At 64.6% G+C, this 22,530-nt stretch carries 25 protein-coding genes; 15 read left to right on the forward strand and 10 right to left on the reverse strand.

Annotated features, from left to right (window positions below):
- Positions 1–11: 11 nt before the first annotated feature.
- On the reverse strand, positions 12–152 hold the full coding sequence (gene lptM, locus RT582_RS01270) for an LPS translocon maturation chaperone LptM (RefSeq protein WP_014821761.1): 141 nt from the start codon (positions 150–152) through the stop codon (positions 12–14).
- A gap of 189 nt (positions 153–341) precedes the next feature.
- Between lptM and cyaY the strand changes: the two genes are divergently transcribed.
- Both cyaY and rnk read left to right on the forward strand, forming a co-directional pair.
- The gene (gene cyaY, locus RT582_RS01275) at positions 342–674 is read left to right on the forward strand and encodes an iron donor protein CyaY (RefSeq protein WP_003301128.1); all 333 of its coding nucleotides are present in this window, start codon (positions 342–344) and stop codon (positions 672–674) included.
- Positions 675–834: 160 nt separating this feature from the next.
- Positions 835–1,239: a nucleoside diphosphate kinase regulator gene (gene rnk, locus RT582_RS01280; RefSeq protein WP_014821760.1), complete on the forward strand. Its 405-nt coding sequence runs from the start codon at positions 835–837 to the stop codon at positions 1,237–1,239.
- Between the two features lie 175 nt (positions 1,240–1,414).
- Here the strand turns inward: rnk and RT582_RS01285 are convergent, their stop codons facing one another.
- The 8 genes from RT582_RS01285 to argH all read right to left on the reverse strand — a co-directional run bounded on the left by RT582_RS01285 (position 1,415) and on the right by argH (position 9,473).
- Positions 1,415–4,237 (reverse strand): class I adenylate cyclase, encoded by a 2,823-nt coding sequence (locus RT582_RS01285; RefSeq protein WP_313476253.1) that lies wholly within the window; start codon positions 4,235–4,237, stop codon positions 1,415–1,417.
- Between the two features lie 151 nt (positions 4,238–4,388).
- Entirely contained in the window at positions 4,389–4,634 is a 246-nt protein-coding gene (locus RT582_RS01290) for a TIGR02647 family protein (protein ID WP_014821758.1), read from the reverse strand.
- Between the two features lie 78 nt (positions 4,635–4,712).
- On the reverse strand, positions 4,713–5,156 hold the full coding sequence (locus RT582_RS01295; RefSeq protein ID WP_080902106.1) for a hypothetical protein: 444 nt from the start codon (positions 5,154–5,156) through the stop codon (positions 4,713–4,715).
- 73 nt (positions 5,157–5,229) lie between these two features.
- A complete protein-coding gene (locus RT582_RS01300; protein WP_031297359.1) occupies positions 5,230–5,757 on the reverse strand; it encodes a hypothetical protein in 528 nt (175 codons plus the stop codon).
- A 93-nt stretch (positions 5,758–5,850) separates the two neighbouring features.
- Positions 5,851–6,999, reverse strand: coding sequence for an NnrS family protein (locus RT582_RS01305; protein WP_125877250.1), 1,149 nt, complete (start codon positions 6,997–6,999; stop codon positions 5,851–5,853).
- A 35-nt stretch (positions 7,000–7,034) separates the two neighbouring features.
- Positions 7,035–7,514 carry a GNAT family N-acetyltransferase gene (locus RT582_RS01310; RefSeq protein ID WP_256076723.1) on the reverse strand — a complete coding sequence of 160 codons (480 nt, stop codon included), beginning with the start codon at positions 7,512–7,514 and terminating at the stop codon, positions 7,035–7,037.
- A gap of 13 nt (positions 7,515–7,527) precedes the next feature.
- Entirely contained in the window at positions 7,528–8,082 is a 555-nt protein-coding gene (locus RT582_RS01315) for an AAA family ATPase (RefSeq protein WP_313476256.1), read from the reverse strand.
- Positions 8,079–9,473 carry an argininosuccinate lyase gene (gene argH / locus RT582_RS01320; protein ID WP_313476258.1) on the reverse strand — a complete coding sequence of 465 codons (1,395 nt, stop codon included), beginning with the start codon at positions 9,471–9,473 and terminating at the stop codon, positions 8,079–8,081. The genes RT582_RS01315 and argH overlap by 4 nt, the downstream gene beginning before the upstream one ends.
- 207 nt (positions 9,474–9,680) lie before the next feature.
- On the opposite strand from argH, the gene RT582_RS01325 reads away from it, so the two are divergent.
- The 9 genes from RT582_RS01325 to RT582_RS01365 all read left to right on the forward strand — a co-directional run bounded on the left by RT582_RS01325 (position 9,681) and on the right by RT582_RS01365 (position 18,053).
- Entirely contained in the window at positions 9,681–10,739 is a 1,059-nt protein-coding gene (locus RT582_RS01325) for a sensor histidine kinase (protein ID WP_041015348.1), read from the forward strand.
- Positions 10,736–11,482: a LytR/AlgR family response regulator transcription factor gene (locus RT582_RS01330; RefSeq protein ID WP_014821750.1), complete on the forward strand. Its 747-nt coding sequence runs from the start codon at positions 10,736–10,738 to the stop codon at positions 11,480–11,482. Before RT582_RS01325 ends, RT582_RS01330 begins: the two co-directional genes overlap by 4 nt.
- A gap of 155 nt (positions 11,483–11,637) precedes the next feature.
- Positions 11,638–12,576, forward strand: coding sequence for a hydroxymethylbilane synthase (gene hemC / locus RT582_RS01335; protein WP_023446096.1), 939 nt, complete (start codon positions 11,638–11,640; stop codon positions 12,574–12,576).
- Complete coding sequence (locus RT582_RS01340) at positions 12,573–13,343, forward strand: uroporphyrinogen-III synthase (protein ID WP_044315189.1); 771 nt, start codon at positions 12,573–12,575, stop codon at positions 13,341–13,343. The genes hemC and RT582_RS01340 overlap by 4 nt, the downstream gene beginning before the upstream one ends.
- A 16-nt stretch (positions 13,344–13,359) precedes the next feature.
- A complete protein-coding gene (locus RT582_RS01345) occupies positions 13,360–14,553 on the forward strand; it encodes a uroporphyrinogen-III C-methyltransferase (RefSeq protein ID WP_313476262.1) in 1,194 nt (397 codons plus the stop codon).
- Positions 14,550–15,770, forward strand: a complete 1,221-nt coding sequence (locus tag RT582_RS01350; protein ID WP_312965416.1) for a heme biosynthesis HemY N-terminal domain-containing protein — start codon at positions 14,550–14,552, stop codon at positions 15,768–15,770. The genes RT582_RS01345 and RT582_RS01350 overlap by 4 nt, the downstream gene beginning before the upstream one ends.
- A gap of 107 nt (positions 15,771–15,877) precedes the next feature.
- Complete coding sequence (locus tag RT582_RS01355; protein WP_312965414.1) at positions 15,878–16,369, forward strand: disulfide bond formation protein B; 492 nt, start codon at positions 15,878–15,880, stop codon at positions 16,367–16,369.
- A gap of 259 nt (positions 16,370–16,628) precedes the next feature.
- Positions 16,629–17,096: an Rsd/AlgQ family anti-sigma factor gene (locus RT582_RS01360; protein WP_014821744.1), complete on the forward strand. Its 468-nt coding sequence runs from the start codon at positions 16,629–16,631 to the stop codon at positions 17,094–17,096.
- 102 nt (positions 17,097–17,198) lie between these two features.
- Positions 17,199–18,053 (forward strand): AlgP family protein, encoded by an 855-nt coding sequence (locus tag RT582_RS01365; protein ID WP_312965413.1) that lies wholly within the window; start codon positions 17,199–17,201, stop codon positions 18,051–18,053.
- Here the strand turns inward: RT582_RS01365 and RT582_RS01370 are convergent.
- Positions 18,029–18,505 carry a TIGR02444 family protein gene (locus RT582_RS01370; RefSeq protein WP_312965411.1) on the reverse strand — a complete coding sequence of 159 codons (477 nt, stop codon included), beginning with the start codon at positions 18,503–18,505 and terminating at the stop codon, positions 18,029–18,031. The two genes, RT582_RS01365 and RT582_RS01370, sit on opposite strands and share 25 nt — an antisense overlap.
- Positions 18,506–18,574: 69 nt before the next feature.
- Between RT582_RS01370 and RT582_RS01375 the strand changes: the two genes are divergently transcribed.
- Genes RT582_RS01375 through RT582_RS01390 form a run of 4 tightly spaced genes read left to right on the forward strand, consistent with a single transcriptional unit; the run spans position 18,575 to position 22,516 of the window.
- On the forward strand, positions 18,575–20,485 hold the full coding sequence (locus RT582_RS01375) for an ATP-binding cassette domain-containing protein (protein WP_041015166.1): 1,911 nt from the start codon (positions 18,575–18,577) through the stop codon (positions 20,483–20,485).
- On the forward strand, positions 20,482–21,063 hold the full coding sequence (locus tag RT582_RS01380; RefSeq protein ID WP_014821740.1) for a mechanosensitive ion channel domain-containing protein: 582 nt from the start codon (positions 20,482–20,484) through the stop codon (positions 21,061–21,063). The genes RT582_RS01375 and RT582_RS01380 overlap by 4 nt, the downstream gene beginning before the upstream one ends.
- 8 nt (positions 21,064–21,071) lie before the next feature.
- A complete protein-coding gene (locus tag RT582_RS01385) occupies positions 21,072–21,833 on the forward strand; it encodes a TerC family protein (RefSeq protein WP_003301088.1) in 762 nt (253 codons plus the stop codon).
- A gap of 50 nt (positions 21,834–21,883) precedes the next feature.
- Entirely contained in the window at positions 21,884–22,516 is a 633-nt protein-coding gene (locus tag RT582_RS01390; RefSeq protein WP_003301086.1) for a LysE family transporter, read from the forward strand.
- The last annotated feature ends 14 nt before the right edge of the window (positions 22,517–22,530 follow it).

A 22,530-nucleotide genomic window follows, 5' to 3' on the forward strand; every position in this document is an offset into this window, starting at 1 on the left:
AACAGCCTCCTTTAGAGTTCGAAACGGTCTTTGGAACGTTCTTTGACGGTTTTCTCGTCATCCGGCAGGTACAGCGGACCTTTCTGGCCACAACCGCTGAGCGCGGCAGCGAAGACGGCGAGTGCGATGAAGGGAAGCAGAAGGCGCTTCATGGGGACTGGAATCCTTGAAAAATCTAATCGCCGGAGTATACCCAGCACCCGGCGGATTGCCTATGCGAGCAGCACGTCACACGGCGGCCGTGCTGGCGGGCGGCTCGCTTGATCCGGCTGCGCCCTGCTAAGCTCGCCGCCATCGCATGCGGCCCGCGTCGCGTGCAGAACAATTCGAGGAAGTGTTGCATGAGCCTGAGCGAAGCCCGTTATCACGATCTGGTCGATGCTGTGCAGGAGAGCGTCGAGGACGTATTCGATGACACCAGTCTGGACGTCGACCTGGAGAACTCCGGTGGTGTGCTGACAGTGCGCTTCGATAACGGCAGTCAGCTGATCCTCAGCCGCCAGCCCGCGTTGCGCCAGCTGTGGGTCGCGGCGCGCTCCGGCGGCTTTCATTTCGACTACGACGAAGGCAGCCAGCTGTGGCTGTGCGATGCAAGCGGCGAGCGCCTCGGAGAGCTGCTCTCGCGGGTGACGCTGGAGCAGGGCGGCGAAGCGCTGGAATTCGAGGATATCTGACGCAATCTGCGTGCAGCCCCCGCGAGCCGGGCGCTGCCGGTGGGGGCCTTGCTTATTCGGGCTGCTGTGATAGTGTCTTCGCAGGTCAACAAAACCCCGCCTTCGGGCGGGGTTTTGCTTTTTTCGTGTTTTATTTTTTCGCAGGAGCTTGCCAGAACCCATGACCAGTGCACCGCCGATCATCCTTACCCAACTCGATCTGCAGCGCCTTGAGCGGCTGCTCGACAGTCTGGACGACTACGGTCCGGCCGCCGAAGCGCTCGAGCAGGAACTGTCGCGGGCGCAGATCGTGGAACGCAGCGAGATGCCTGCGGGCGTCGTGACCATGAATTCGCGCGTGCACTGCCGCGACGAAGGCACGGGCAAGGACTACCACCTGACGCTGGTCTATCCCCACGACGCCGGCAAGGAAGGCACCGTGTCCGTCCTCGCACCGGTCGGTACGGCGCTGCTGGGCATGAGTGTAGGCCAGCACATCGACTGGCCGACTCCATCCGGCAAGATGATCAAGCTCACCCTGCTCGCGATCGAATACCAGCCCGAAGCGGCAGGCGATCCGTTCTGACGGGCGACGCTTGCGAGATGATCAGCCTGGCCGCCGCTGCGATCGGGCTGGTAGCAGCTTTCCGCAGCTCTGCCTTTGTTGGCGCGAAAAGCGTTGGATAGCCACTGCGCAATGCAGCTGGTTCGCCAGGCCGGAACCTCGTCGAGACGCTGACTGAAGCCCCGTCAGCGCCCTCTTATGACTCCATTGCCGCGTTCAGCGCCGCCTCCAGGCGCGCCTTGTAGCGTAGGTGTTGCACAGTCTGGCTGCGTCCGCTGCCGTGCAGGCCAGTGAGGTCGAGGTCGGTGATGTAGCAGGGGTAGCGTTCACCGTCGCGGCGCCGGGAAATGATCGTGCGTGTCACGGCGGCGAACAGCTCGGCACCATATTCCAGGCCGGAAAACTCCTGATGGTTACAGTACAGGGTGACCTGCGAGCGACCGTTTTCGCCCGCCTCGACAATCGCCTGCACGTCGTAGAACGGATCGTTGACCTCGCCCTGGGGCGCCGGTCTTCGTTCCAGTTGTGCCGGTCGGGCGCCTTGTCCGGGTTGAATGCGGTAGAAGAGGATCGCCGGGTCGACCAGCTCCTGGCTTTGTCCGGGCTGCTGCGCGTTACGCCGATACAGCATTGACTCGAGAAAGCGCATCAGCGGGCGCAGCAGGGTGCGCTCGTCGCGATAGGGCAGCTGCTGGCGCCAGAGGGCATTGCATTCATCGAGTACGCTGAGTTCGGCGATTTCCCCGGCCGTGCGGTAGAACACCTGCAGGCATCCCGGGCGGCCTTGCGCAAGAATCAGCGCCAGATCGTCACCGTCCAGCGCCGCACGATCGAGCCGGAACGGGCTGTAGGCGTGGTGAGCCTCGCCAAGGTGTTCGAGCAGTGCGGCGCGATCGCTCAGATGGGTGAGACGCAGCGCGTTCGCCTCGCGCTGCAGCATGTGGAAATGCTGGCGAACCTGAAGCAGGTAGCGTCCATGAGCGACGCTGGCAAGGCTCTGGCGGGCATCCTCGAATATCTGCTCGACTCGCCGCGCGATGGCCTGTCCGCGATTGCGGGCGAAGCAGAAGACCTGCAGCTGCGGTGCCTGCACGACCCGCTCGAGGCTATCCAGATAATCGCGCAGGCACAGTGGCAGCGCCTTCGGCCCTTCGTAGCGGGTCACCAGCATCTCGTTCCAGCTGTTGAGCGTGACCTGATCCACGCTCAGCACCAGGCTTTCCGGCGCCGCGTTCAGCACCGACTGCTCGCCGATGGCAGATGCTGTCGGGGCTTGCTGGGTGGGGTCCAGGCCGATGTTGATCAGCAGCAGCACCCGGCTTGGTTTGCTCGCGGCCAGTAGCGCTTCTTCGTCCACCGGGCATAGCGGCATCGGCAGCGCACGGCGCAGGTCGCTGAACAGGGCGAACAGTTCCGCTTCGCTCAGGCCGCTGTCGCCAGGGAACAGCGACAGGTGGGTGCTGACATCCACCACGCCGTTGCGGTGACACCAGGCCAGCAGCGCGACCAGCTCGCGAGAGCGCTTCAATGGGGCGAAATTGCTCAGTTCCGGCGCGGTGAGCTGGCCCTGATAGAGCGACCAGCGCACGTCGCCCGCAGCGTCGTAATCGTGCACCAGGGTCAGGCTGTGTTCAGCCATATCCGGCGAGATACCAAGATTGACCACCTCGACCTTGCCGGCCTTGCGTTCGATCGCTGCGTACAGGCGACGACCCAGCACGCCGAGGTCGCGACTGCTGAGCGGGCTGGTGGCCTGAAGGCGTCGGGTGAAGTCGCTGAGAAAGCGATAGCCGTAGGTCAGTTCGTTGACTAGCACGCGACGTTCCTGGCTGACCTGCCGCACTTTCCAGTGGCCACGGTTGTCGAGCAGTGCGAACTGCCGCTCGTCCCAATGCCAGTCGTGGGTCAGCCGCTCGAGCAGGCTGCGCTGCCAGCTCTTGTTGCGGTTGACCGGCGGCCGGCTCAGCGGTCGATTGATCTTCAGGTACAGGCAGCGCCGCGCCAGCTCCAGGCGTTCGTGGTCGCCGCGCGCGCCGAGGTAACGCTCGATGGCAAGGTAGGCGGCGATATACGGGTCGAGCTCGTTCAGTTCGATCCGCCCTTGATAGATGGCCTGTTTGAAGTCCAGCGCCAGGCAGCGCAGCTGCGGATACTGGCTGGCGTAGACCTCCACCAGCAGCAGCTTGAACAGCGATTTGTAGGGCGAGGCTATGGCCTTGTAGAGCTGCCAGAGTCCGGCGCCGACGAACTCGCCGGGCGGCACCTGGCCCAGGTGGCCGAGGTCGAGCACTTCGTCTGCGCGCACGAAACGCTTGGCCAGCAGCGTCGCCACATATTCGTCGTAGCGGTGCTCCTCGTAGTCCGGCACCAGCCACCAGAGCGGGATTCGCCCGCCGAGCCAGAGTGCCGTGCGGTAGAACTCGTCGAGCAGCAGGTAGTGCTGGGTGGTGCCGCAGTCATCGGAGGTCAACCTGGCTTCGCGCTGACCCTGATTGAAGCGCTGCGGATCGACCAGAAAGAAGTGCGCTTCGCTGCCCTGGCTCGCCGCCCAGGCTTGCAGCAGTTCGCACTTGCGGCGCAGTTCCTCGATCTGGCCGGCGTCCAGGGCGGGATCGTGGCAGACCCACACGTCCAGATCGCTGTGCTCGTCCTGCGCCACGGTGCCGAGGCTGCCCATGAGGAACAGGCCGAGTATCGGCTGCGGCAGTTTTCCGCGCGCCGGCTTGTAGGCGAACGAGCGGCTCAGGCGCTGTGCTTCGGCGAGCTGTTCGGCGTCCGGAACGAAGTGCGCGAGTCCGGCAGGGGTAGTCGCCGAGACATAGCCGGGGAGAATCGGATGGTTGACGTGAAACAGCAGCGGCAGCAGCTTGAGTACCTGCTGCTGGCGCGTCGACATGGCCTGCAGGGCGCGCTCCAGGCGTGCGGAGTTGACCGCGAGAAAGCGCGCCCGCAGCGTGGTCAGCACCTTGCGGTCGATGCCTTCTTCGAGAATCGGGTGGATGTGCTGGGTGCGGGTCATTGTGGTTCGTGCAGGCGAGGCTAACCCCTGTTCATCGGCCAATCGGCGTGCGGCTTGAGGCGCGGCGCAAGTTTGCCTGCAGTGAGCGACCAACGGCCAGGGCCGGCGTCATCCGTGCCCTGGACTGGTGAAGCGGAACGGCATGGCGATGTCAGGCCGTGACGGTTTCCGAGAGGATGGTATGCAGCGTTTGCGCCTGTTCGGCCGCGTCGCGGCCAAGGCTGGTGAGGTAACCGCCGTCGGCCTGGGTGATCAGGCCCTTGGCGTGGAGGCGGCCAAAAGCGGCGATGGTGGCGGGGCTGGCTTCGTGATGCACCTTCAGCCCTTCCTGCAGATTTTCCAGATTGAACTGTCGGAGTACGTCCAGTTCAGCAACCAGCTCAGGGGTGTACGACATGCTCGCTCCTCGGATGGTGGGCTCATGCCCTGTTTGCTGAGTGTAGATGCTGTCGGTGGCCCTGCCTTGATCCAGATCCTATTCGGATGCTTCCGGCAGTTCCGGCAGCTTGCGCAGCATGGCCTCGTAGGCGGCACCGTCGAAAGGGCGGTCTTCACTGAGCATCGTGCGGATCTCATGGGCCAGGACCAGCGCCATCATCTGCAGGCATTCGTCCCGCTCGTAGCCGACCAGGGTGAGCTTGTTAAGCGTGGCCTGGGTAGCCGCGGGCTCGCCGGCTTCAAGTTGGTTCTCGATCGCCTGGATCAGGATCGACTCGGCGAAGGCTTCATCTTCATCGTTACTGGGGTTTTCTTGCGCCATGGCGGGGGTCTCGTCGAGCGGTGCCGGGTTTTCTTCGTCCAGCTGGCATATCGTGCAGCTGCCGTCATCCGGGCGGTTGGTTTCGACGTAGCGTACCCGGCGTTGGGCGGCCTGGCGATCAGCATCGACGCGATAGCGGGGGCGGTCTGAATCGGACATGGGGTTCCTCCATACGGATGCGTCCAGCTAAGCATCTGCTGCCGCGTGGGGCAATGCGGCGGTGTGCGGTGCGTCAGTCCATCAGGCTCAGGGCCAGGCAGAGCAGGCCGAATGCGCTCCAGACCAGCGAGAAGATGATCGGCGTGCGCAGCGAGAACAGCAGGGTGCGCTTGTAGCGAGGCCCGCCGACTGGGCTGCTGCCTTCGCCGAACAGCGCCGATTCGTTGTTCGGCAGCATACCGACGCGGCCTTCGAGCTGCAGCAGTTCGGACTGTTTCTGATGCCAGCGCTCGATGACGTCGAAATTGGACTTGATACCGGGCATCGCGTGCAGCGATGTGATCAGGCCGAGTACCGAGAGAATCGCCGGCACCACCAGGCGGAACAGCTCGCCCCATTCAGGGTTGCTGTTGGCCATCGACGAGGCAAAGGCAATCATCAGGAACGACTGCGACGACAGGTAGGCGCTGGTGCGTTCGGCCAGCAGGGAAGATTCGAAATGGATTTCGGAGCGGTAGAAGATCAGGCGTTCCTTGGGCGAGTCGAAGAGCTCGGCGCCCTGGGTGTCCTGGTTCAGCAGCAGGGTGCGCAGGTCGGTCATGCAGGCCTCGGCGAATGCGGCGGCGGACATGGGAGGAGTCGCCGGCGGTTGCATGTAGGTCAAGCGTAATGCGCGAGAGTTCCGGTTGATGACTCAGTTGTCAGCGTTGCCGCGAGGGCTGTCCGCGTGCGCGTCGCGACAACGCCAGAGCAGCAAGGTCAGCGCCAGAAAGGCCAGCGACCAACAACCGGCAGCGAGCAGCAGCCAGGCTGGGTGAGGCTGACTCAGCAGGGCGGGCAGCACGCGAGCCAGCGCCGCCAGGGGGATCAGCAACGCCACGCCCTGTATCCAGGGCTGCGCCGCGGGATCGCGGAAACGGTAGATCAGTCGCGTGCGGGCCATGACCGCGAAAGTCAGGCTGCCCAGCGCGCCGACGGTCAAGGCGTGCAGCGTTGCGTTCAATGGCAGCGCCGGTAGCAGCGTACCCACGCCAAGCAATAGCAGGCCAATGGCGAGCCAGGCATAGCCGAGCAGCAGCGTCAGCAACTCCGGACTTGCGCAGCGCCAGGGTTGCCAGCGCATTAGGCGGATCGTCGTGAGTACGGCAGCGGCGACCAGTACGGCGCCGGTGAGTTGCCGCGTGAGCGGCCAGGGCAGGAGATTCAACAGCAGGGCGAGGCCGAGCAGGATCAGCGCGGCGCCTTCGATCTGCGGCTGCACCCGCGCATCCAGTCGCCATCCCCGGCTCTGCGCGTAACCGGCGATGGCTGGCGCGATGATCCGTCCGCCCATGAAGAACATCAGGGTGGCGAGCAATAGCAGCGCCTCCTCCAGCATGAGGCGGTCGTAGCTAGCTCCAAAGCCGCCGCTGGCGATGGCGCTGAGCAGACTCAGCCCAGCGACCACGGGTGCGACGCTTTGGTTACGCCATTTCTTCGCGGCGCCGAGAAAGCGCGGCAGCACTTTCCAGGCAAGGCCGGTGGCAAAGGCGGCGGCGCAGATCAGCGCCAGCCACGAGCCCGGCCACAGCAGGAAGCTCAGTCGTGCCAGCGCCCAGCAGCCGAGCAGCGCCAGGGTAAAGCGCAGTCGCTGCGGGCCGAGCAGGTAGCCGGCGATCACCGCCAGGGCGAAGCCGAAGAGCATTTCGTGGGCGTGACCGGCGGATGTGGCGAGCCCGGGCAACGCGGGAAGCAGGCCAAGTAGTGCCAGTACCGAATACGGCAGAATCAGTGCCGCGTAGAGCGCGGCAGCCGGGAAGAACCAGGCATTGGCAAAGGGCAGGCGCGCTTTTCGCGGCGGCATCGCGGCGGGTGGCGCAGGCGTGCTGGAACGATTGCTCAACCTGCCGCGAACTCTGACAGTGCGTTGCCGGCAAGGCGGTAGCCGATCCACTCGCTCTGCGGCCGGGCGCCGATGGATTCGTAGAAGTCGATGGCTTGCTGATTCCAGTCCAGCACCGACCACTCGAAGCGCCCGCAGCCGCGTGCCACCGCCAGTTTGGCCAGATGACGCAGCAACGCCTTGCCGGCACCGACGCCACGCTGCTGCGGGGTGACGTAAAGGTCTTCCAGATACAGGCCGTGCTTGCCCAGCCAGGTCGAGTAGTTGAAGAAATACACCGCATAACCGATCGGCTCGCCGTCCAGCTCGCAGATCAGGCCATGGGCGGTGCTGCCGTCGGCGAACAGGCTATTCTCTATGCCGGCGACGTCGCTCGTGACCTCGTGCTCGGCCTTTTCGTAGATGGCCAGGTCGGTGATAAAGCGCAGGATCAGCGCGGCGTCTTCGCGAACTGCGGGGCGAATGTGCAGAGACATTACAGGCAGGCCCTCAATAAGGTTTAACGGGACGACAGTTCGCCAGAAAGGCGTTGATGGCCTGCCGTGAGTCCAGTCGTAGGTATCGGCAGGATGGCGGTGCGTTACGCATTTCCTCGGCGTAGCGCTGCCGGTAAACCGGGTGGCGGGTCCACGACCAAGCCAGGATGGATTGGCGTGGGTTCAATTTGAATAAATTGCTCCAGCGCTCGCGGTTGCCATTCCACAACTCCTCACGGCAGGCCAGGCGTCGCAGGGTGCGCCAGATGACCTGGCGCATTACCTTGTAGCGTGGCAGATCCAGCCAGATCACCATGTCCGAGCGCTCTCGCACCAACGGGCGCACCGCCGAATAATTGCCTTCTGCGACCCAGCCGTCGCCCTGCAGCGCATCACGGGTCGCCTGCTGAAACTGCTCGGTGGGCAACGGCTGCCAGCCCGGTTGATGGAACAGGGCATCCAGCTCGATATGGCGATAACCGAGCTGCTGCGCCAGACGGCGCGACAGCATGGTCTTGCCGGTACCTGAACAGCCGACCACCGAAATACGGCGGCCAGACGTGATCATCTAGTCGCCAGCAGATTCTTGCCACGAGCCACCGCGGCGCGCACCTGGTTCGGCGCGGTGCCGCCGATATGGTCGCGGGCGTTGACCGAGCCTTCCAGGGTCAGCACGGCGAACACGTCGTCAGTGATCTGGTCGCTGAACTGGCGCAGCTCGTCGAGGCTCATCTCGGCCAGGTCCTTGCCAGTCTGCACGCCGTACTTCACCGCGTGGCCGACGATCTCGTGGCAGTCGCGGAAGGGCAGGCCCTTGCGCACCAGGTAATCGGCGAGATCCGTCGCGGTGGAGAAGCCACGCAGCGCCGCTTCGCGCATGATTTCGCGCTTGGGTTTGATCGCCGGAACCATGTCGGCAAAGGCGCGCAGACTGTCGCGCAGGGTGTCGGCGGCGTCGAACAGCGGTTCCTTGTCTTCCTGATTGTCCTTGTTGTAGGCCAGCGGCTGGCCCTTCATCAGCACCAGGAGGCCTGCCAGCGCGCCGAATACGCGGCCGGTCTTGCCGCGTACCAGCTCGGGTACGTCCGGGTTCTTCTTCTGCGGCATGATCGAGGAGCCGGTGCAGAAACGGTCGGGCAGGTCGATGAACTGGAACTGCGCGCTGGTCCAGAGCACCAGCTCTTCGGAGAAGCGCGACAGGTGCATCATCGCCACCGAGGCAGCGGCGCAGAATTCGATGGTGAAGTCACGATCCGAGACGCCATCCAGCGAGTTGCCGGAAATGGCCTCGAAACCCAGCAGTTCGCAGGTGATCTCCCGCTGGATCGGGTAGGTGGTGCCGGCCAGCGCGGCCGAACCGAGCGGCATGCGGTTGGTGCGCTTGCGGCAGTCGACCAGGCGCTCGTAGTCGCGGCTGAGCATCTCGAACCAGGCCAGCAGATGGTGGCCGAAGGTCACCGGCTGCGCGGTCTGCAGGTGGGTGAAGCCGGGCATGATGGTGTCCGCTTCGGCTTCCGCCAGACCCAGAAGGCCTTCTTGAAGACGGCTGATTTCGCCGAGGATCAGGTCGATTTCGTCACGCAGCCACAGGCGGATGTCGGTGGCGACCTGGTCGTTGCGCGAGCGGCCGGTGTGCAGCTTCTTGCCGGTCACTCCGATGCGGTCGGTCAGGCGTGCTTCGATGTTCATGTGCACGTCTTCCAGGTCGACGCGCCAGTCGAAGGTGCCGGCTTCGATTTCGCCCTGGATGTCTTTCAGATTGGCGATGATCTGGTCACGCTCATCGGCGTTCAGCACGCCGGCTTTTTCCAGCATCGTCGCATGGGCGATCGAACCCATGATGTCGTGGCGGTAGAGGCGCTTGTCGAACTCGACGGAGGCGGTGAATCGGGCGACGAAGGCGTCGACGGGCTCGCTGAAACGGCCGCCCCAGGACTGGTTGGTCTTGTCGGTGCTCATGTATGCGCTCGCTGAAATCCGAAGGCTGAGGAAAGGCGGCGATGATAACAGGGATGGTGCCGCTGTCGGGGACGTCGCCGCTACGGCGGCGAAGGGTGAGCTGGCTGGCAATTCCGGATTATTCCACTTGGGCTGACCGGCGCCCGGCTTGCCGTTGACCGGGTGTGCAAGGAAACTGCCGGGCAGGTAAACCACAGGCTGAAGCGCGTGAAATCCACTGCCGTATCCGATGACTTCTTCGTCCCCGAGCTGTGCCAGCCCGATGCCTTGCTTGGCCTGGTCCTGCTCGCCGAGTTGCTGGTGTTCGTGCTGGTGCTGGCCGAGCCGATGCAGCCTGGCTTTGACTGGATGCGGCTGGCGCTGACGTCGTTGTTCGTGCAGTGGATCGTGCTGCTCTCGGCCGGCACCATGTGTCTGCTGCGGCCCGTGCTGGCGCGTCTGCGTACTGCCTTCGCCGGGCTGGCCTGCTGCGCGCTGGTGGTCGGGCTGACCCTGGCCTGCACCGCGGTGGCCGATATCTACCAGCTCGGCGGCCCGCTTTCGCGCGACGGGGAGGTCAATCTCTACCTGCGTCACGCGCTGATCAGCCTGATCATGTCCGGGCTGTTGCTACGCTATTTCTATCTGCAGAGTCAGTGGCGCCGCCAGGAGCAGGCCGAACTGCGGGCACGGATCGAGTCGCTGCAGGCACGCATCCGTCCGCATTTCCTGTTCAACAGCCTCAACAGCATCGCCGCACTGGTGGCCAGCGATCCGGTCAAGGCCGAGCAGGCGGTGCTGGATCTGTCGGACCTGTTCCGTGCCAGCCTGGCGCGGCCCGGCACGTTGGTGGCCTGGAGCGAGGAGCTGGAGTTGTCGCGGCGCTACCTGTCGATCGAACAATATCGCCTGGGCGACCGTCTACAGATGGACTGGCAGGTCGCCGGCGTACCGGACGATCTGCCGATTCCGCAGCTGACGCTGCAACCGTTGCTGGAGAATGCGCTGGTGTATGGCATCCAGCCCCGTATCGAGGGAGGTGTGGTGAGCGTAACCGCCGATTATGTCGATGGCGTGTTTCAGTTGGTGGTCAGCAACCCCTTCGACGAAACCGCTCAAGCGCAGGCTTCACGCGGGACACGGCAGGGTCTGCAGAACATCGACGCACGATTAGCGGCACTTTTCGGTCCGCTAGCGAGTCTCAGCGTGGAGCGCCGTGAAGGCCGCCATTACACATGTCTACGCTATCCATGTGCGAGACAAACGCAGGAAGCCAGATCTATATGAATGTCCTGATTGTCGATGACGAACCTCTAGCCCGCGAGCGCCTCAGCCGACTGGTAGGTGACCTCGACGGCTATCGTGTCCTCGAGCCCGCTGCCAGCAATGGCGAAGAAGCACTGACGCTGATCGAGGAACTGCGCCCTGATGTCGTGCTGCTGGATATCCGCATGCCGGGGCTAGATGGCCTGCAGGTTGCAGCCAGGCTTTGCGAGACGGATGCGCCGCCTGCCGTGATCTTTTGTACTGCCCATGATGAATTTGCTCTGGAGGCTTTCCAGGTCAGCGCGGTTGGCTATCTGGTCAAGCCGGTGCGCCCGGAACACCTCACCGAGGCCTTGAAGAAGGCGGAACGGCCGAACCGAGTGCAGCTCGCTGCGTTGACCCGGCCGGCAGCGGTTTCCGGTGCCGGGCCTCGCACCCACATCAGCGCGCGTACCCGCAAGGGCATCGAGCTGATTCCGCTGGACCACGTGATCTACTTCATCGCCGACCACAAGTACGTCACCCTGCGCCATATCGGTGGCGAGGTGCTGCTGGACGAGCCGTTGAAGTCTCTGGAAGACGAGTTCGGCGAGCGCTTCGTGCGTATTCACCGCAACGCGCTGGTGTTCCGTGATCGTATCGAGCGCCTGCAGCGCACGCCGCTCGGGCATTTCCAGCTGTTCCTCAAGGGGCTCGAGGGTGAGGCGCTGACGGTGAGCCGTCGCCATGTGGCCGGTGTGCGCAAGCTGATGCAGAACCTCTGAACCAGTACGGTTCGCTGCGTTGGAGGCCGTCAGCTCGTGCAGCTGGCGGGCGCCGGCGCGGTGGCGTGACACCACCTTTTACTTGATTCCGGCCAACCCAGGCTGGTTGTCCGGCCTGTTATCATCGCCGGCAATTCACTGTTCTGGAATTGCCCATGTCTCGCGAAATTCGCATCGCTACCCGCAAGAGTGCCCTGGCCCTGTGGCAGGCCGAATACGTCAAGGCGCGCCTGGAGGCGTCGCACCCAGGGCTGAAGGTCAGCCTGGTGCCGATGGTCAGCCGCGGCGACAAGCTGCTTGACGCGCCGCTGGCGAAGATCGGCGGCAAGGGCCTGTTCGTCAAGGAGCTGGAAACAGCGCTGATGGAGAACGAAGCGGACATCGCCGTGCACTCCATGAAGGATGTGCCGATGGAGTTTCCCGAAGGGCTGGGCCTGTACTGCATCTGCGAGCGTGAAGACCCGCGCGACGCCTTCGTCTCCAATCATTTCGACGACCTCGATGCGCTGCCGCCCGGCAGTGTGGTCGGCACCTCGTCGCTGCGCCGTCAGGCCCAGCTGCTGGCGCGTCGACCGGACCTGAAGATCCAGTTCCTGCGCGGAAACGTTAACACCCGACTGGCCAAGCTCGATGCTGGCGAGTACGACGCCATCATCCTCGCTGCCGCCGGGCTGATCCGCCTTGGCTTCGGTGAACGCATCCGCTCCAGCATCAGCGTCGACGAGAGCCTGCCGGCCGGCGGTCAGGGTGCAGTCGGCATCGAATGCCGTACCACCGACAGCGAACTGCATGCGCTGCTGGAATGCCTGAACCACGCGCCGACCGCGACACGTGTCGTCGCCGAGCGCGCCTTGAACAAGCGCTTGAACGGCGGCTGCCAGGTGCCGATCGCCTGTTACGCGGTGCTCGAAGGCGACCAGCTGTGGTTGCGCGGATTGGTCGGCCAGCCGGACGGCACCGTGCTGCTGCGCGCCGAGGGCCGTGCGCCCGCCGCCGATGCCGAGGCGTTGGGTGTGCAGGTTGCCGAAGCGCTGCTGGATCAGGGCGCGGAGCAGATTCTCCAGGCAGTCTACGGCGAGGCTGGTCACGCGTGACCGGCTGGCGCCTGCTGCTGACCCGGCCGGCCGAGGAGTGCGGCGCGGTTGCGGACGTACTGGCTGAAGCCGGGATTCACAGTGCCAGCCTGCCGCTGCTTGCGATCGAACCCTTGCCGGAAACCGCCGAGCAGCGCGCGACGGTTCTCGAGCTGGATCGCTACTGCGCGGTCATTGTGGTCAGCAAGCCGGCGGCCCGGCTGGGTATCGAGCTACTCGATCGCTATTGGCCGCAACCTCCGCTCGGCCCAGCCTGGTTCAGCGTCGGTGCCGCTACCGGCGCGATACTCGCCGACTACGGACTGGACGCCAGCTGGCCGGAGCGCGGCGACGACAGCGAGGCGCTGCTGGCGCTGCCGCGGCTCGGTGAGGCGTTGGCCCGACCCGATCCGAAGGTGCTGATCCTGCGTGGGGAGGGCGGCCGCGAGCTGCTCGCCGAGACATTGCGCGCGCGCGGGGTGCAGGTGGATATCCTCGAGCTGTACCGGCGCTACCTTCCCGATTACCTCGCGGGAACACTCGCCGCCACGCTCCGCTCGGAACGGCTCAACGGCCTGGTGGTCAGCAGTGGGCAGGGTTTGCTGTCGCTGCGTGAGCTGGCGGCCGATACCTGGCCCGAAATGCTTGAGCTACCCTTGTTCGTACCCAGTCCGCGGGTAGCGGAGATGGCTCGGCAGTTGGGCGCCAAACGAATTGTGGATTGCCGTGGCGCCAGCGTCGCGGCCTTGCTGGCGGCGTTGCGGGAAACCGCGGTGCCTGCCTCCTGAAGCAAAGGATGGAAACGTGAGCGAAGCAGATTCCAAGAAAGAACCGCTGCAACCCCCCGCCAGTGAGCCGACCCCCGCTGTTGATCCGGTCAAACCCGCCAAGCCTGTGCCATCCAGGCCGGCGTCCAGCGGTGGCGGGAAGTCTCTTGCGGCTCTGGCGCTGCTGGTCGGGCTGGGCGGTGTGGCGCTTGGCGGCTATGGCGTCTGGCAGCTGCAGCAGCTTGGCGCCGACGAGGATCGTCAGCTCGAAGCCCTGCAGAGTGCCGATGAGAAGACTCGCCAGCTGGCCGAGCGTGAGCGTGAGCTGGCGGCACGTCTGGGCCGGCTGGAGCAGCTGCCTTCGGCTAGCGAGCTGGAGGAGCGGCGGCGCTTGCTGGCGACATTGCAGAGCGATCAACAGCGCCTTTCCGGGCGTGTCGAGCAGGTGCTCGGTGCCAGTCGCGAAGAGTGGCGCCTGGCCGAGGCCGAACACCTGCTGCGCATGGCGATGCTGCAGCTCTCGGCCATGCAGGACGTGAACAGCGCCGAGATGCTGGTGCACGAAGCTGACCTGATTCTGCAGAAACAGGACGATCCCGGTGCTTACAGCACGCGGCAGAAACTGCTGGAAGGGCTCGAGGCCCTGCGCAGCCTGCCGGAGCTCGATCGCACCGGGCTGTTTCTGCAGCTCGGCGCCTTGCGCGGGCAGACCGCTCAGCTCAGCGCGCTGGCGCCGGAGTTCGTCAATGGCGAGGCGCAGTCGGAAAGCGCGCAGGACAGCCGCTGGCAGCGCTGGCTGAACGAGCTGACGCGCTATGTGCGTGTGGAGTTCGATGCCAGTGGCGACGTCAAGCCGCTGCTCGCCGGGCAGACCCTGGGGCAGGTGCGATTGGCCCTTTCGCTGGCCATCGAGCAGGCCCAGTGGGCGGTGCTCAATGGCAATGCCGAGGTCTACCGGCAGTCGCTGGAGCAGGCCAGCTCTGTGCTCAAGGATCACTTCAGCGAAGACAATGGCCAGGCGAGTGGCCTGCGCAAGCGTCTCGACGAGCTGTCACGGCGCGAGGTGGAGGTGACCCTGCCTGATCTCGCGCCAGCATTGCAGGCGCTGCAGGGCTACGTGCAGAAGCGTGAGCGCGGCGATGAGGCGCAAGCGCCGGAATCGTCTGAATCCTCAGATTCGCCGGCTCAGCCGGAGGCCGAGGATGAGGCGCAGGAGGCTCAGCGCACATGAAACGTCTGGCTCTTGTATTCATCCTTCTGCTGGCGATCGCGGGCTTTCTCGGCTGGGCAATCAGCCAGAGTGCCGGCTACGTGCTGATCACCTACGACCAGTTCCGCTACGAATCCAGCTTCTGGGTATTCCTCGCCCTGGTCGCCTGCCTCTGGCTGGTGGCCATGCTGGTGCACTGGTTACTCGGGCTGCTGCAGGTCTCCGGGGCGCTGGTTAACCCCTGGTCGCGCCGGCACCGCGCCCGGCGGGTGGAGAAGGCTTCTCGCCGCGGGCTGCGCGAGCTTGCCGAGGGGCAGTGGGCGCCGGCGCTGGGGCATCTGCAGCTGGCGGCAGAAAAGGATCAGCAGCCGCTGGTGCATTACCTGGGTGCTGCGCGCGCAGCCAATGAGCTGGGTGAATATGCGCAGAGCGACGAGCTGCTGCAGAAGGCGCGCGAGCGCGAGCCCGAGGCGGCGCTGGCGATCGGCCTGACGCAGGCGCAGCTGCAGATCGCCCGCGGCCAGTATGTCGAGGCGCGCGCATCGCTTGGTGAACTGCAAAACGACCATCCGCGTCACCCTTACGTTCTTACCTTGCTCCAGCAACTCTACGTGCAGCTGGAGGACTGGTCGGCGCTGTGCCGGTTGCTGCCGGAGCTGCGCAAGCACCGCGTGCTGCCACCGGCACGCCTGAACGAGCTGGAAGTGCTGGCCTGGACTGCCGCGGTGGAGCAGGCCGGTCAGCCCTCCGACCTGCCTGCCGAGACCAGTCTCGAAGCACTGAACCAGCGCTGGCAGACCGTGCCCAGCGCGCTGCGCGCCGAGCCATTGGTGGTGCGCGGCTATGCTGACGGGCTCGCTCGTCTCGGCGCCCAGGCGAAGGCCGAAGAGGTGCTCTACACGGCGATCAAACGCCAGCTCGATGATCGCCTGGTCGAACGCTATGGAAGGGTGCAGGGTCGCGATCCGGCGCGCCAGCTCGCACACGCCGAAGGCTGGCTCAAGGATCATCCGCAGAACCCGGTGCTGCTGCTGGCGCTGGGGCGGATCAGCCTGCGCAACGAGCTGTGGGGCAAGGCGCGTGATTACCTGGAAGCGAGTCTGCGCTTCGATCATCGTCCGGAAACCTGTGCCGAGCTGGCGCGGCTGCTGGCTCAGCTGGGTGATACCGAAAGCAGCAATCGGCTATTCCAGCAGGGCGTGGTTCTGCTCGATCGCAATCTCCCGGCCACCTTGTGATCGGTTAGTCAGGTCCGCCATGTGGCGGGCCTGACGCTGCCGCGCGGCTTGTAAGCCTATCGACGTTTCCACTACCGTAGCGAACTTTTCCAGCTAGTGGAGCCATCATGCGCCTGGCCAGCCCTCGTTCCCTGTTCGCTCTCGCCTCTCTGGGCAGCGCCCTGCTGATCGCCATCGCGCTCTACATGGAGCACGTGATGGGGCTTGCGCCTTGCCCACTGTGTATTGTCCAGCGCATCTGCGTCATCGGTTTCGGCCTGATCTGCCTGGCCGCGGCGATTCACGGGCCGGCAAAGACGGGGCGGCGTGTCTACTCCGGTTTCGCCTTGCTCTTCGTGGCTACCGGCGCGGCCACGGCGATTCGCCAGATCTGGTTGCAGAGCGTGCCTGCCGATCAGCTGCCGAGCTGCCTGCCGAGCCTGGAATACATGATGGAGGCGTTGCCATTCCAGGAGATCGCGCGCTTGGTGCTGCACGGTACCGCCGAGTGCGCCGAGGTGAGCTGGACCATGCTCGGCCTGAGCATCCCCGAGTGGAGCCTGCTGGGCTTCATCGGCATGGCCATCGTCTGTGCGTGGCAACTGTTGCGTCGCGACTGAACCGATCTTTACCTTCCCCCGGCGAACTCCCGTCACGCTTGTGCGGTCTTCTTCTCGACGTGCGGCATCCACCCGGTGCCGCTGCGCTCGCAAGATTCGTCGGCATTTTGCTTGATGCTTCGAGCAGCGCGGCATAGTCTGCTCGTGCGGTGACGGATTCTTGCCACTCGTCACCGTCACTCACCCAAAGGCCGATACCGAAAGACAAAAACGTCTCGGAATGGCGTAAAGCAACATCGATTAGGGAAGTGAGGTCATCATGCTCGAGAGCTGTCGGAATGCCCAAGAACGCTGGGGTGGTGTACATCTGCTGATCGACCGTTGGTTGAACGAGCGCCACGCGCTTATCAATGCGTACGACGGGCTGCATACCGAGCGTGACGATGCCGCCGCTCGCCAGGCCCTGCAGCGGTTTTGCGAATATCTGGTCGACTACGTCTCTGCCGGCCACTTCGAAATCTATGAACAACTGCTCGCCGAGGCCGAAGCCTTCGGTGATGCTCGCGCCATCGAACTGGCCAAGCAGATCTATCCGCGTATCGAAACCATCACCCAGGTCTCGCTGGGCTTCAACGATCGTTGCGAGAAGGGCGATTGCCTGGGTAGCCCGGGCTTGGCCGATGAGCTCAAGAAACTCGGTCAGCTGTTGCATGAGCGGTTCGAGCTGGAAGACTGCCTGATCGAGGTGCTGCATACCGCGCACAAGCAGGCGGCTGCTCCGGCCTGAGATCTTCCATCCGCTTCGGCGGGTGTGGCGCTTCGCGTCCCCTGGCGGCCACCTGGCGGGCCGTCTAGTATGGGGGCATCGTTCCCGCCAGGAGGCACTTTCATGCCCGCGAAGAAGAAGTCGGTCACCACTCCGCTGCATCTGTTGCAGCAGCTTTCCCACAGTCTCATCGAGCATCTGGACAAAGCCTGCAGCCAGGCGATCAAGGATGCCGAAAGTGCGCTCGCCAAGCTGCAAAAGCAGCGTGGCAAGGCACAAGACAAATTGACCAAGGCGCGCGCCAAGCTCGACGAGGCCGGCAGCACGGGCAAGACCAAGGCGCAGACCAAAGCGCGCTCCCGGCTCGGCGAGCTGGAAGAATCCCTTGCATTGCTGCAGAGCCGGCAGAGCGAAACCCTGACCTACCTGGCCGACCTCAAGCGCGATGCCGAGCAGAGCCTGAAGCTGGCTCAGGGCATCCGCAAGGTCGCAGATGACGCTGACAAGGCCTTGCGCGCCCAGCAGCAGGCGACGGCCGTCAAGCCCGCCGCAACCTCCCGTCCGGCAGCGCGCAAGCCGGCCAGCAAGGCCGCCCCGACTGCAGCCAAATCGGCAGCAGCATCCGCCAAGGCTCCGACCACCAAGGCAGCGACAGCGCCGGCGGCTAAAACGCCAGCCAAGGCTCCAACGAAAGCACCGACCAAGACAGCAGCGAAGACATCAGCTGGCGGTGCCGCGGCCAAGCCTGCAGCCTCACGTCCTGCAACGGCCAAGGCACCGACTCGCGCCCGCTCGGCTACTGTGTCCAAACCCGCTGCGGCCGCGCAATCAGCTGACAGTGCAGCGCCCGCCGCGGCTGACTCAGCGGCCAAGCCTGCGACTGCGAAGCCCGCAGCCAAGGCCGTGGCGAAAAAGCCTGCCACTCGCAAACCTGCAGCCAAGCGCACCGCGACTCAGACACCGGCCAGCTCCAGCTGAGTCTGATAGGCCGCGTTGCGCAGGGTTTCCAGCGCAACGCGGCAACTACCTTTCGGCGCAAGAGCGCTCAACCACTGGTTGGCGTCAGTGCTTTCGTTCCATTCGCGGCTTGCCGTCTGTAGCCGTTCCAGCAGGCTGCGCTCGGCTTGCAGTTCCAGTGTCTTGAGTGTTTTGCGCAGTTCTCGCAGCGCTTCGTCCTGTTCAGCCGGCGAGCGCCATGCCTGACGCAGTTCGCGCAGCGGCTCCACCACTATGTGTCGCCAGGGTGCGGCGACGTCTTCCAGCACACACATCCGCTCCAGATTGCAGGCCACCCCGCGTGCTTCCAGCCAGGCCGCGCAGATCAGCACACAGACGTCCGCCCCCTGACTTTGCAGTTCCAGGCAGGCAGTCTCGACCCCCTCTCGTGCGTAGCAGTTGAGGGCAAACGTCCAGAGATCCAGGTTGGGCATAAGTGGTACGCCTTTTTTTGCGGGTGGCCCGGCTGGCTTTCCAGGCGAACTGATAAACTCGCCGGCATTATGATCCGACTCCAGAACCTCACTCTACAGCGTGGCCCTCAGCGTTTGCTGGAAGGCGCCGAGCTGACCCTGCACCCCGGCCAGAAGGCTGGCCTGATCGGCGCCAATGGCGCTGGCAAATCCACCCTCTTCGCGCTGCTGCGTGGCGAGCTGGTGCCCGACGGCGGCGATTGCCAGTTGCCGCCGGACTGGCGCATCGCGCACATGCGCCAGGAGATCGATACCCTCGATCGCCTGGCCGTGGACTATGTGCTCGATGGCGACGTCGAGCTACGGCGCATTCAGCGCGAACTTGCCGCCGCCGAGCAGGCCCACGATGGCAACGCACTGGCGCGTCTGCACACCGAGCTGGACAACGTCGACGGCTACAGCGCCGACGCCCGTGCGCGCAAGTTGCTCGCCGGGCTGGGCTTTGCCAACGAGCAGATGACGCTGCCGGTCAGCAGCTTCTCCGGTGGCTGGCGCATGCGTCTCAACCTCGCCCAGGCACTGATGTGCCCGTCCGACCTGCTGCTGCTGGACGAACCGACCAACCACCTCGATCTCGATGCGATCCTCTGGCTCGAGGACTGGCTCAAGGGCTATCCCGGCACCCTGCTGCTGATTTCCCACGACCGCGATTTCCTCGACTCGGTGGTCGATCACGTCATCCATCTGGAACAGCGCAAACTGACGCTCTACCGCGGCGGCTACTCGGCCTTCGAGAGAACCCGCGCCGAGCGTCTGGCGCAGCAGCAGCAAGCCTTCGAGAAGCAGCAGGCGCAGCGCGCCCACATGGAAAGCTATATCCGCCGCTTCAAGGCCCAGGCGACCAAGGCACGCCAGGCCCAGAGCCGGATCAAGGCGCTGGAGCGCCTCGAGGAACTGGCGCCGGCGCACGTGGATTCGCCGTTCGACTTCCGCTTCCGCGAGGCGGACAAGGTGTCCAGCCCCTTGCTGGACCTCGCCGAAGGGCGCCTCGGCTACGGCGAAAAGGTGGTGCTGGACAAGGTCAAGCTGCAGCTGGTGCCCGGCGCGCGTATTGGTTTGCTGGGGCCGAATGGTGCCGGCAAGTCAACGCTGATCAAGACACTCTCCGCAGAACTGGCCCCGTTGTCCGGTCGTCTGCAGCGCGGCGAGAACCTGGCGGTCGGCTATTTCGCCCAGCATCAGCTGGATTCGCTCGATCCCAAGGCCAGCCCCTTGCTGCACCTGCAGCGCATCGCTCCGGCCGAGCGCGAGCAGACACTGCGTGATTTTCTCGGCGGCTTCGATTTCCGCGGCGCGCGCTGCGACGAGCCGGTGCTGAATTTTTCCGGCGGCGAGAAAGCGCGCCTGGCCCTGGCGCTGATCGCCTGGGGCAAGCCCAACCTGTTGCTGCTCGACGAACCGACCAACCACCTCGACCTGGAAATGCGCCTGGCCCTGACGCTTGCCCTGCAGGATTTCGAAGGTGCGGTGCTGGTCGTATCCCACGACCGTCATCTGCTCAAGAGCACCACCGACGAGTTCCTGTTGGTCGCCGATGGTCAGGTGCAGAGCTTTGACGGCGATCTCGAAGACTATGCACGCTGGCTGGTGGATTACCGTGCGCGCCAACAACCCGTGGCCAGCGGCGAGCCGGCGGCGGACAAGACCGACAAGCGCGCCCAGCGTCAGGCCGCCGCCGCCCTGCGCCAGCAGTTGGCGCCGCACAAGCGCCAAGCGGACAAACTGGAGAAGGATCTGGCGATGGTGCACGAGAAGCTGGCGACGCTCGAGGCGCAGCTGGGCGACAGTGCGCTTTATGAGTCTGCTCGCAAGGACGAGTTGCGTGAGCTGCTGGCCAAGCAGGCCGAGCTGAAGGTTCGCGAAGGCGAGCTGGAGGAAGCCTGGCTGGAGGCGCTGGAAATACTGGAGAGCCTGCAGGCGCAACTGGAGGCCAGTGCATGAGCGAACCCTGGCTGACATTGGTTGAAGAATGGCGTTTGCAGTGGATGCTGGGCTTGCAGGTGCTGTTGATCCTGCTGGTCGCCTATGTCCTGCAGCGCTTGGTCGCCCGTGGACTAACTCGGCTGTCGTCGCGTTATCCGTTGCCGCCGGAATTGCTGATCCCGGTGCGCGGCGGTATTCGCTGGTTCATCATCGGCGGCGCGCTGCTCATGGTGCTGGAGCGCTTCGGCGTCTCCGCCACCGTGCTGTGGACAGCCATCTCCGGTTTCGTCGCAGTGGCGGCCATCGCGTTCTTCGCGATCTGGAGCGTGCTGTCCAACCTGCTCTGTGCGGTGCTCATCCTCACTGTCGGCCCGTTCCGGCTGGGCGATGTGGTGGAAATTGTCGAGGCGTTCGACAAGCCGATCGTCAAGGGTCGGGTCATCGACATCAATCTGGTCTACACCACCCTGGAAGAGGTGGCCGAAGCCGGCACCGGCGCCATCGTTCAGGTGCCCAACAGCCTGTTCTTCCAGAAGGCCGTACGCCGTTGGCGTGGCAGCGAAGTGCAACTCTATAACCGTAACCCCAACGAGTAAGAACCCTCATGGAATGGCTCAGCAACCCTGAGATATGGGTCGCCTTTCTGACCCTGACCGCCCTGGAAATCGTCCTCGGCATCGACAACATCATCTTCATTTCGATTCTGGTCAGCCGCCTGCCCAAGGAGCAGCAGCCGAAGGCGCGCTTCTTCGGCCTGGCGCTGGCCATGGGCACGCGGATCCTGCTGCTGCTATCCATCGCCTGGGTGATGCGCCTGACCAATGACTTGTTCACGGTGCTGGACGAGGGCGTTTCCGGGCGGGACCTGATCCTCTTCTTCGGAGGCCTGTTCCTCCTGTTCAAGAGCACCATGGAGATCTGGCACAGCGTCGAAGGCGAGGAAGAGGAGCAGGCTGCGGGCGGCGCCGTGGTAAAGGCCGGGTTTATCGGGATCATCCTGCAGATCGCGGTGATCGACATCATCTTCTCGCTGGACTCGGTGATCACGGCGGTCGGTCTGGTGCAGAACGTCCCGGTGATGGTCGCGGCGATCGTCATCGCGGTGCTGGTGATGATGCTGGCTGCCGGTACCATCAGCGAGTTTATCGACCAGCACCCGACGCTGAAGATTCTGGCGCTGTCGTTCCTCATCGTCGTCGGCACGCTGCTCATCGCCGAAGCCTTCGATGTGCATGTGCCGAAGGGCTACGTCTACTTCGCGATGGCTTTCTCGCTGGGCGTCGAGGCACTGAACATTCGCATGCGCAAGGCGATGAAGCGCAAGCTCAAGGAGCCGGTAAAGCTGGGCAAGGGCTCGCCGGACTGAACCGAAGCGCCGACCGGGCGGCCGGCGCTCGTTGAATGGAGGTAATCAGCATGTCCCTGGAATCCTGGCTCGCGTTCTTCGTTGCCTGTTGGGTGATCAGCCTGTCCCCGGGTGCCGGCGCCATCGCGTCGATGTCCTGCGGGCTGCAGTACGGCTTCTGGCGCGGCTACTGGAATGCCATCGGCCTGCAGCTGGCGTTGGTGCTGCAGATCGCCGTGGTCGCGGCGGGCGTCGGTGCGGTGCTGGCCGCGTCGGAACTGGCATTCAGCCTGATCAAGTGGTTCGGCGTCGGCTATCTGCTCTGGCTGGCCTGGAAGCAGTGGCAGGCGCAGCCCGAGGCGCTGGATGATTCCGCCGCCCCGCGACCCATCGGCAGGCCGCTGAGCCTGATGCTGCGCGGGTTTGTGGTCAACGCCAGCAACCCCAAGGCAATCGTTTTCATCCTCGCCGTACTGCCGCAGTTTCTCGACCCGCAGCGGCCGTTGCTGCTGCAATACAGCGAGATGGCCGCGACCATGGTGGTGGTCGACCTGATCGTCATGGCCGGCTACACCGGGCTGGCGGCGAAAGTGCTGCGGCTGTTGCGCACGCCGCGTCAGCAGCGCCTGGTCAACCGCAGTTTCGCCGCAATGTTCGCCGGCGCGGCGGCGCTGCTGGCGACCGTAAGGCGCGCGGTGGCATGAGCGAGGCAACCGCC

Source organism: Stutzerimonas kunmingensis (assembly GCF_032106285.1).
In the GTDB taxonomy this organism is placed as follows: domain Bacteria; phylum Pseudomonadota; class Gammaproteobacteria; order Pseudomonadales; family Pseudomonadaceae; genus Stutzerimonas; species Stutzerimonas kunmingensis_B.

Excerpts from the sequence above, each read along its gene's own strand:
- lptM (WP_014821761.1), bottom strand. The coding sequence starts at position 152 with ATGAAGCGCCTTCTGCTTCCCTTCATCGCACTCGCCGTCTTCGCTGCC.
- cyaY (WP_003301128.1), top strand. The coding sequence starts at position 342 with ATGAGCCTGAGCGAAGCCCGTTATCACGATCTGGTCGATGCTGTGCAG.
- rnk (WP_014821760.1), top strand. The coding sequence starts at position 835 with ATGACCAGTGCACCGCCGATCATCCTTACCCAACTCGATCTGCAGCGC.
- RT582_RS01285 (WP_313476253.1), bottom strand. The coding sequence starts at position 4,237 with ATGACCCGCACCCAGCACATCCACCCGATTCTCGAAGAAGGCATCGAC.
- RT582_RS01290 (WP_014821758.1), bottom strand. The coding sequence starts at position 4,634 with ATGTCGTACACCCCTGAGCTGGTTGCTGAACTGGACGTACTCCGACAG.
- RT582_RS01295 (WP_080902106.1), bottom strand. The coding sequence starts at position 5,156 with ATGTCCGATTCAGACCGCCCCCGCTATCGCGTCGATGCTGATCGCCAG.
- RT582_RS01300 (WP_031297359.1), bottom strand. The coding sequence starts at position 5,757 with ATGACCGACCTGCGCACCCTGCTGCTGAACCAGGACACCCAGGGCGCC.
- RT582_RS01305 (WP_125877250.1), bottom strand. The coding sequence starts at position 6,999 with ATGCCGCCGCGAAAAGCGCGCCTGCCCTTTGCCAATGCCTGGTTCTTC.
- RT582_RS01310 (WP_256076723.1), bottom strand. The coding sequence starts at position 7,514 with ATGTCTCTGCACATTCGCCCCGCAGTTCGCGAAGACGCCGCGCTGATC.
- RT582_RS01315 (WP_313476256.1), bottom strand. The coding sequence starts at position 8,082 with ATGATCACGTCTGGCCGCCGTATTTCGGTGGTCGGCTGTTCAGGTACC.
- argH (WP_313476258.1), bottom strand. The coding sequence starts at position 9,473 with ATGAGCACCGACAAGACCAACCAGTCCTGGGGCGGCCGTTTCAGCGAG.
- RT582_RS01330 (WP_014821750.1), top strand. The coding sequence starts at position 10,736 with ATGAATGTCCTGATTGTCGATGACGAACCTCTAGCCCGCGAGCGCCTC.
- hemC (WP_023446096.1), top strand. The coding sequence starts at position 11,638 with ATGTCTCGCGAAATTCGCATCGCTACCCGCAAGAGTGCCCTGGCCCTG.
- RT582_RS01350 (WP_312965416.1), top strand. The coding sequence starts at position 14,550 with ATGAAACGTCTGGCTCTTGTATTCATCCTTCTGCTGGCGATCGCGGGC.
- RT582_RS01355 (WP_312965414.1), top strand. The coding sequence starts at position 15,878 with ATGCGCCTGGCCAGCCCTCGTTCCCTGTTCGCTCTCGCCTCTCTGGGC.
- RT582_RS01360 (WP_014821744.1), top strand. The coding sequence starts at position 16,629 with ATGCTCGAGAGCTGTCGGAATGCCCAAGAACGCTGGGGTGGTGTACAT.
- RT582_RS01365 (WP_312965413.1), top strand. The coding sequence starts at position 17,199 with ATGCCCGCGAAGAAGAAGTCGGTCACCACTCCGCTGCATCTGTTGCAG.
- RT582_RS01370 (WP_312965411.1), bottom strand. The coding sequence starts at position 18,505 with ATGCCCAACCTGGATCTCTGGACGTTTGCCCTCAACTGCTACGCACGA.
- RT582_RS01375 (WP_041015166.1), top strand. The coding sequence starts at position 18,575 with ATGATCCGACTCCAGAACCTCACTCTACAGCGTGGCCCTCAGCGTTTG.
- RT582_RS01380 (WP_014821740.1), top strand. The coding sequence starts at position 20,482 with ATGAGCGAACCCTGGCTGACATTGGTTGAAGAATGGCGTTTGCAGTGG.
- RT582_RS01385 (WP_003301088.1), top strand. The coding sequence starts at position 21,072 with ATGGAATGGCTCAGCAACCCTGAGATATGGGTCGCCTTTCTGACCCTG.
- RT582_RS01390 (WP_003301086.1), top strand. The coding sequence starts at position 21,884 with ATGTCCCTGGAATCCTGGCTCGCGTTCTTCGTTGCCTGTTGGGTGATC.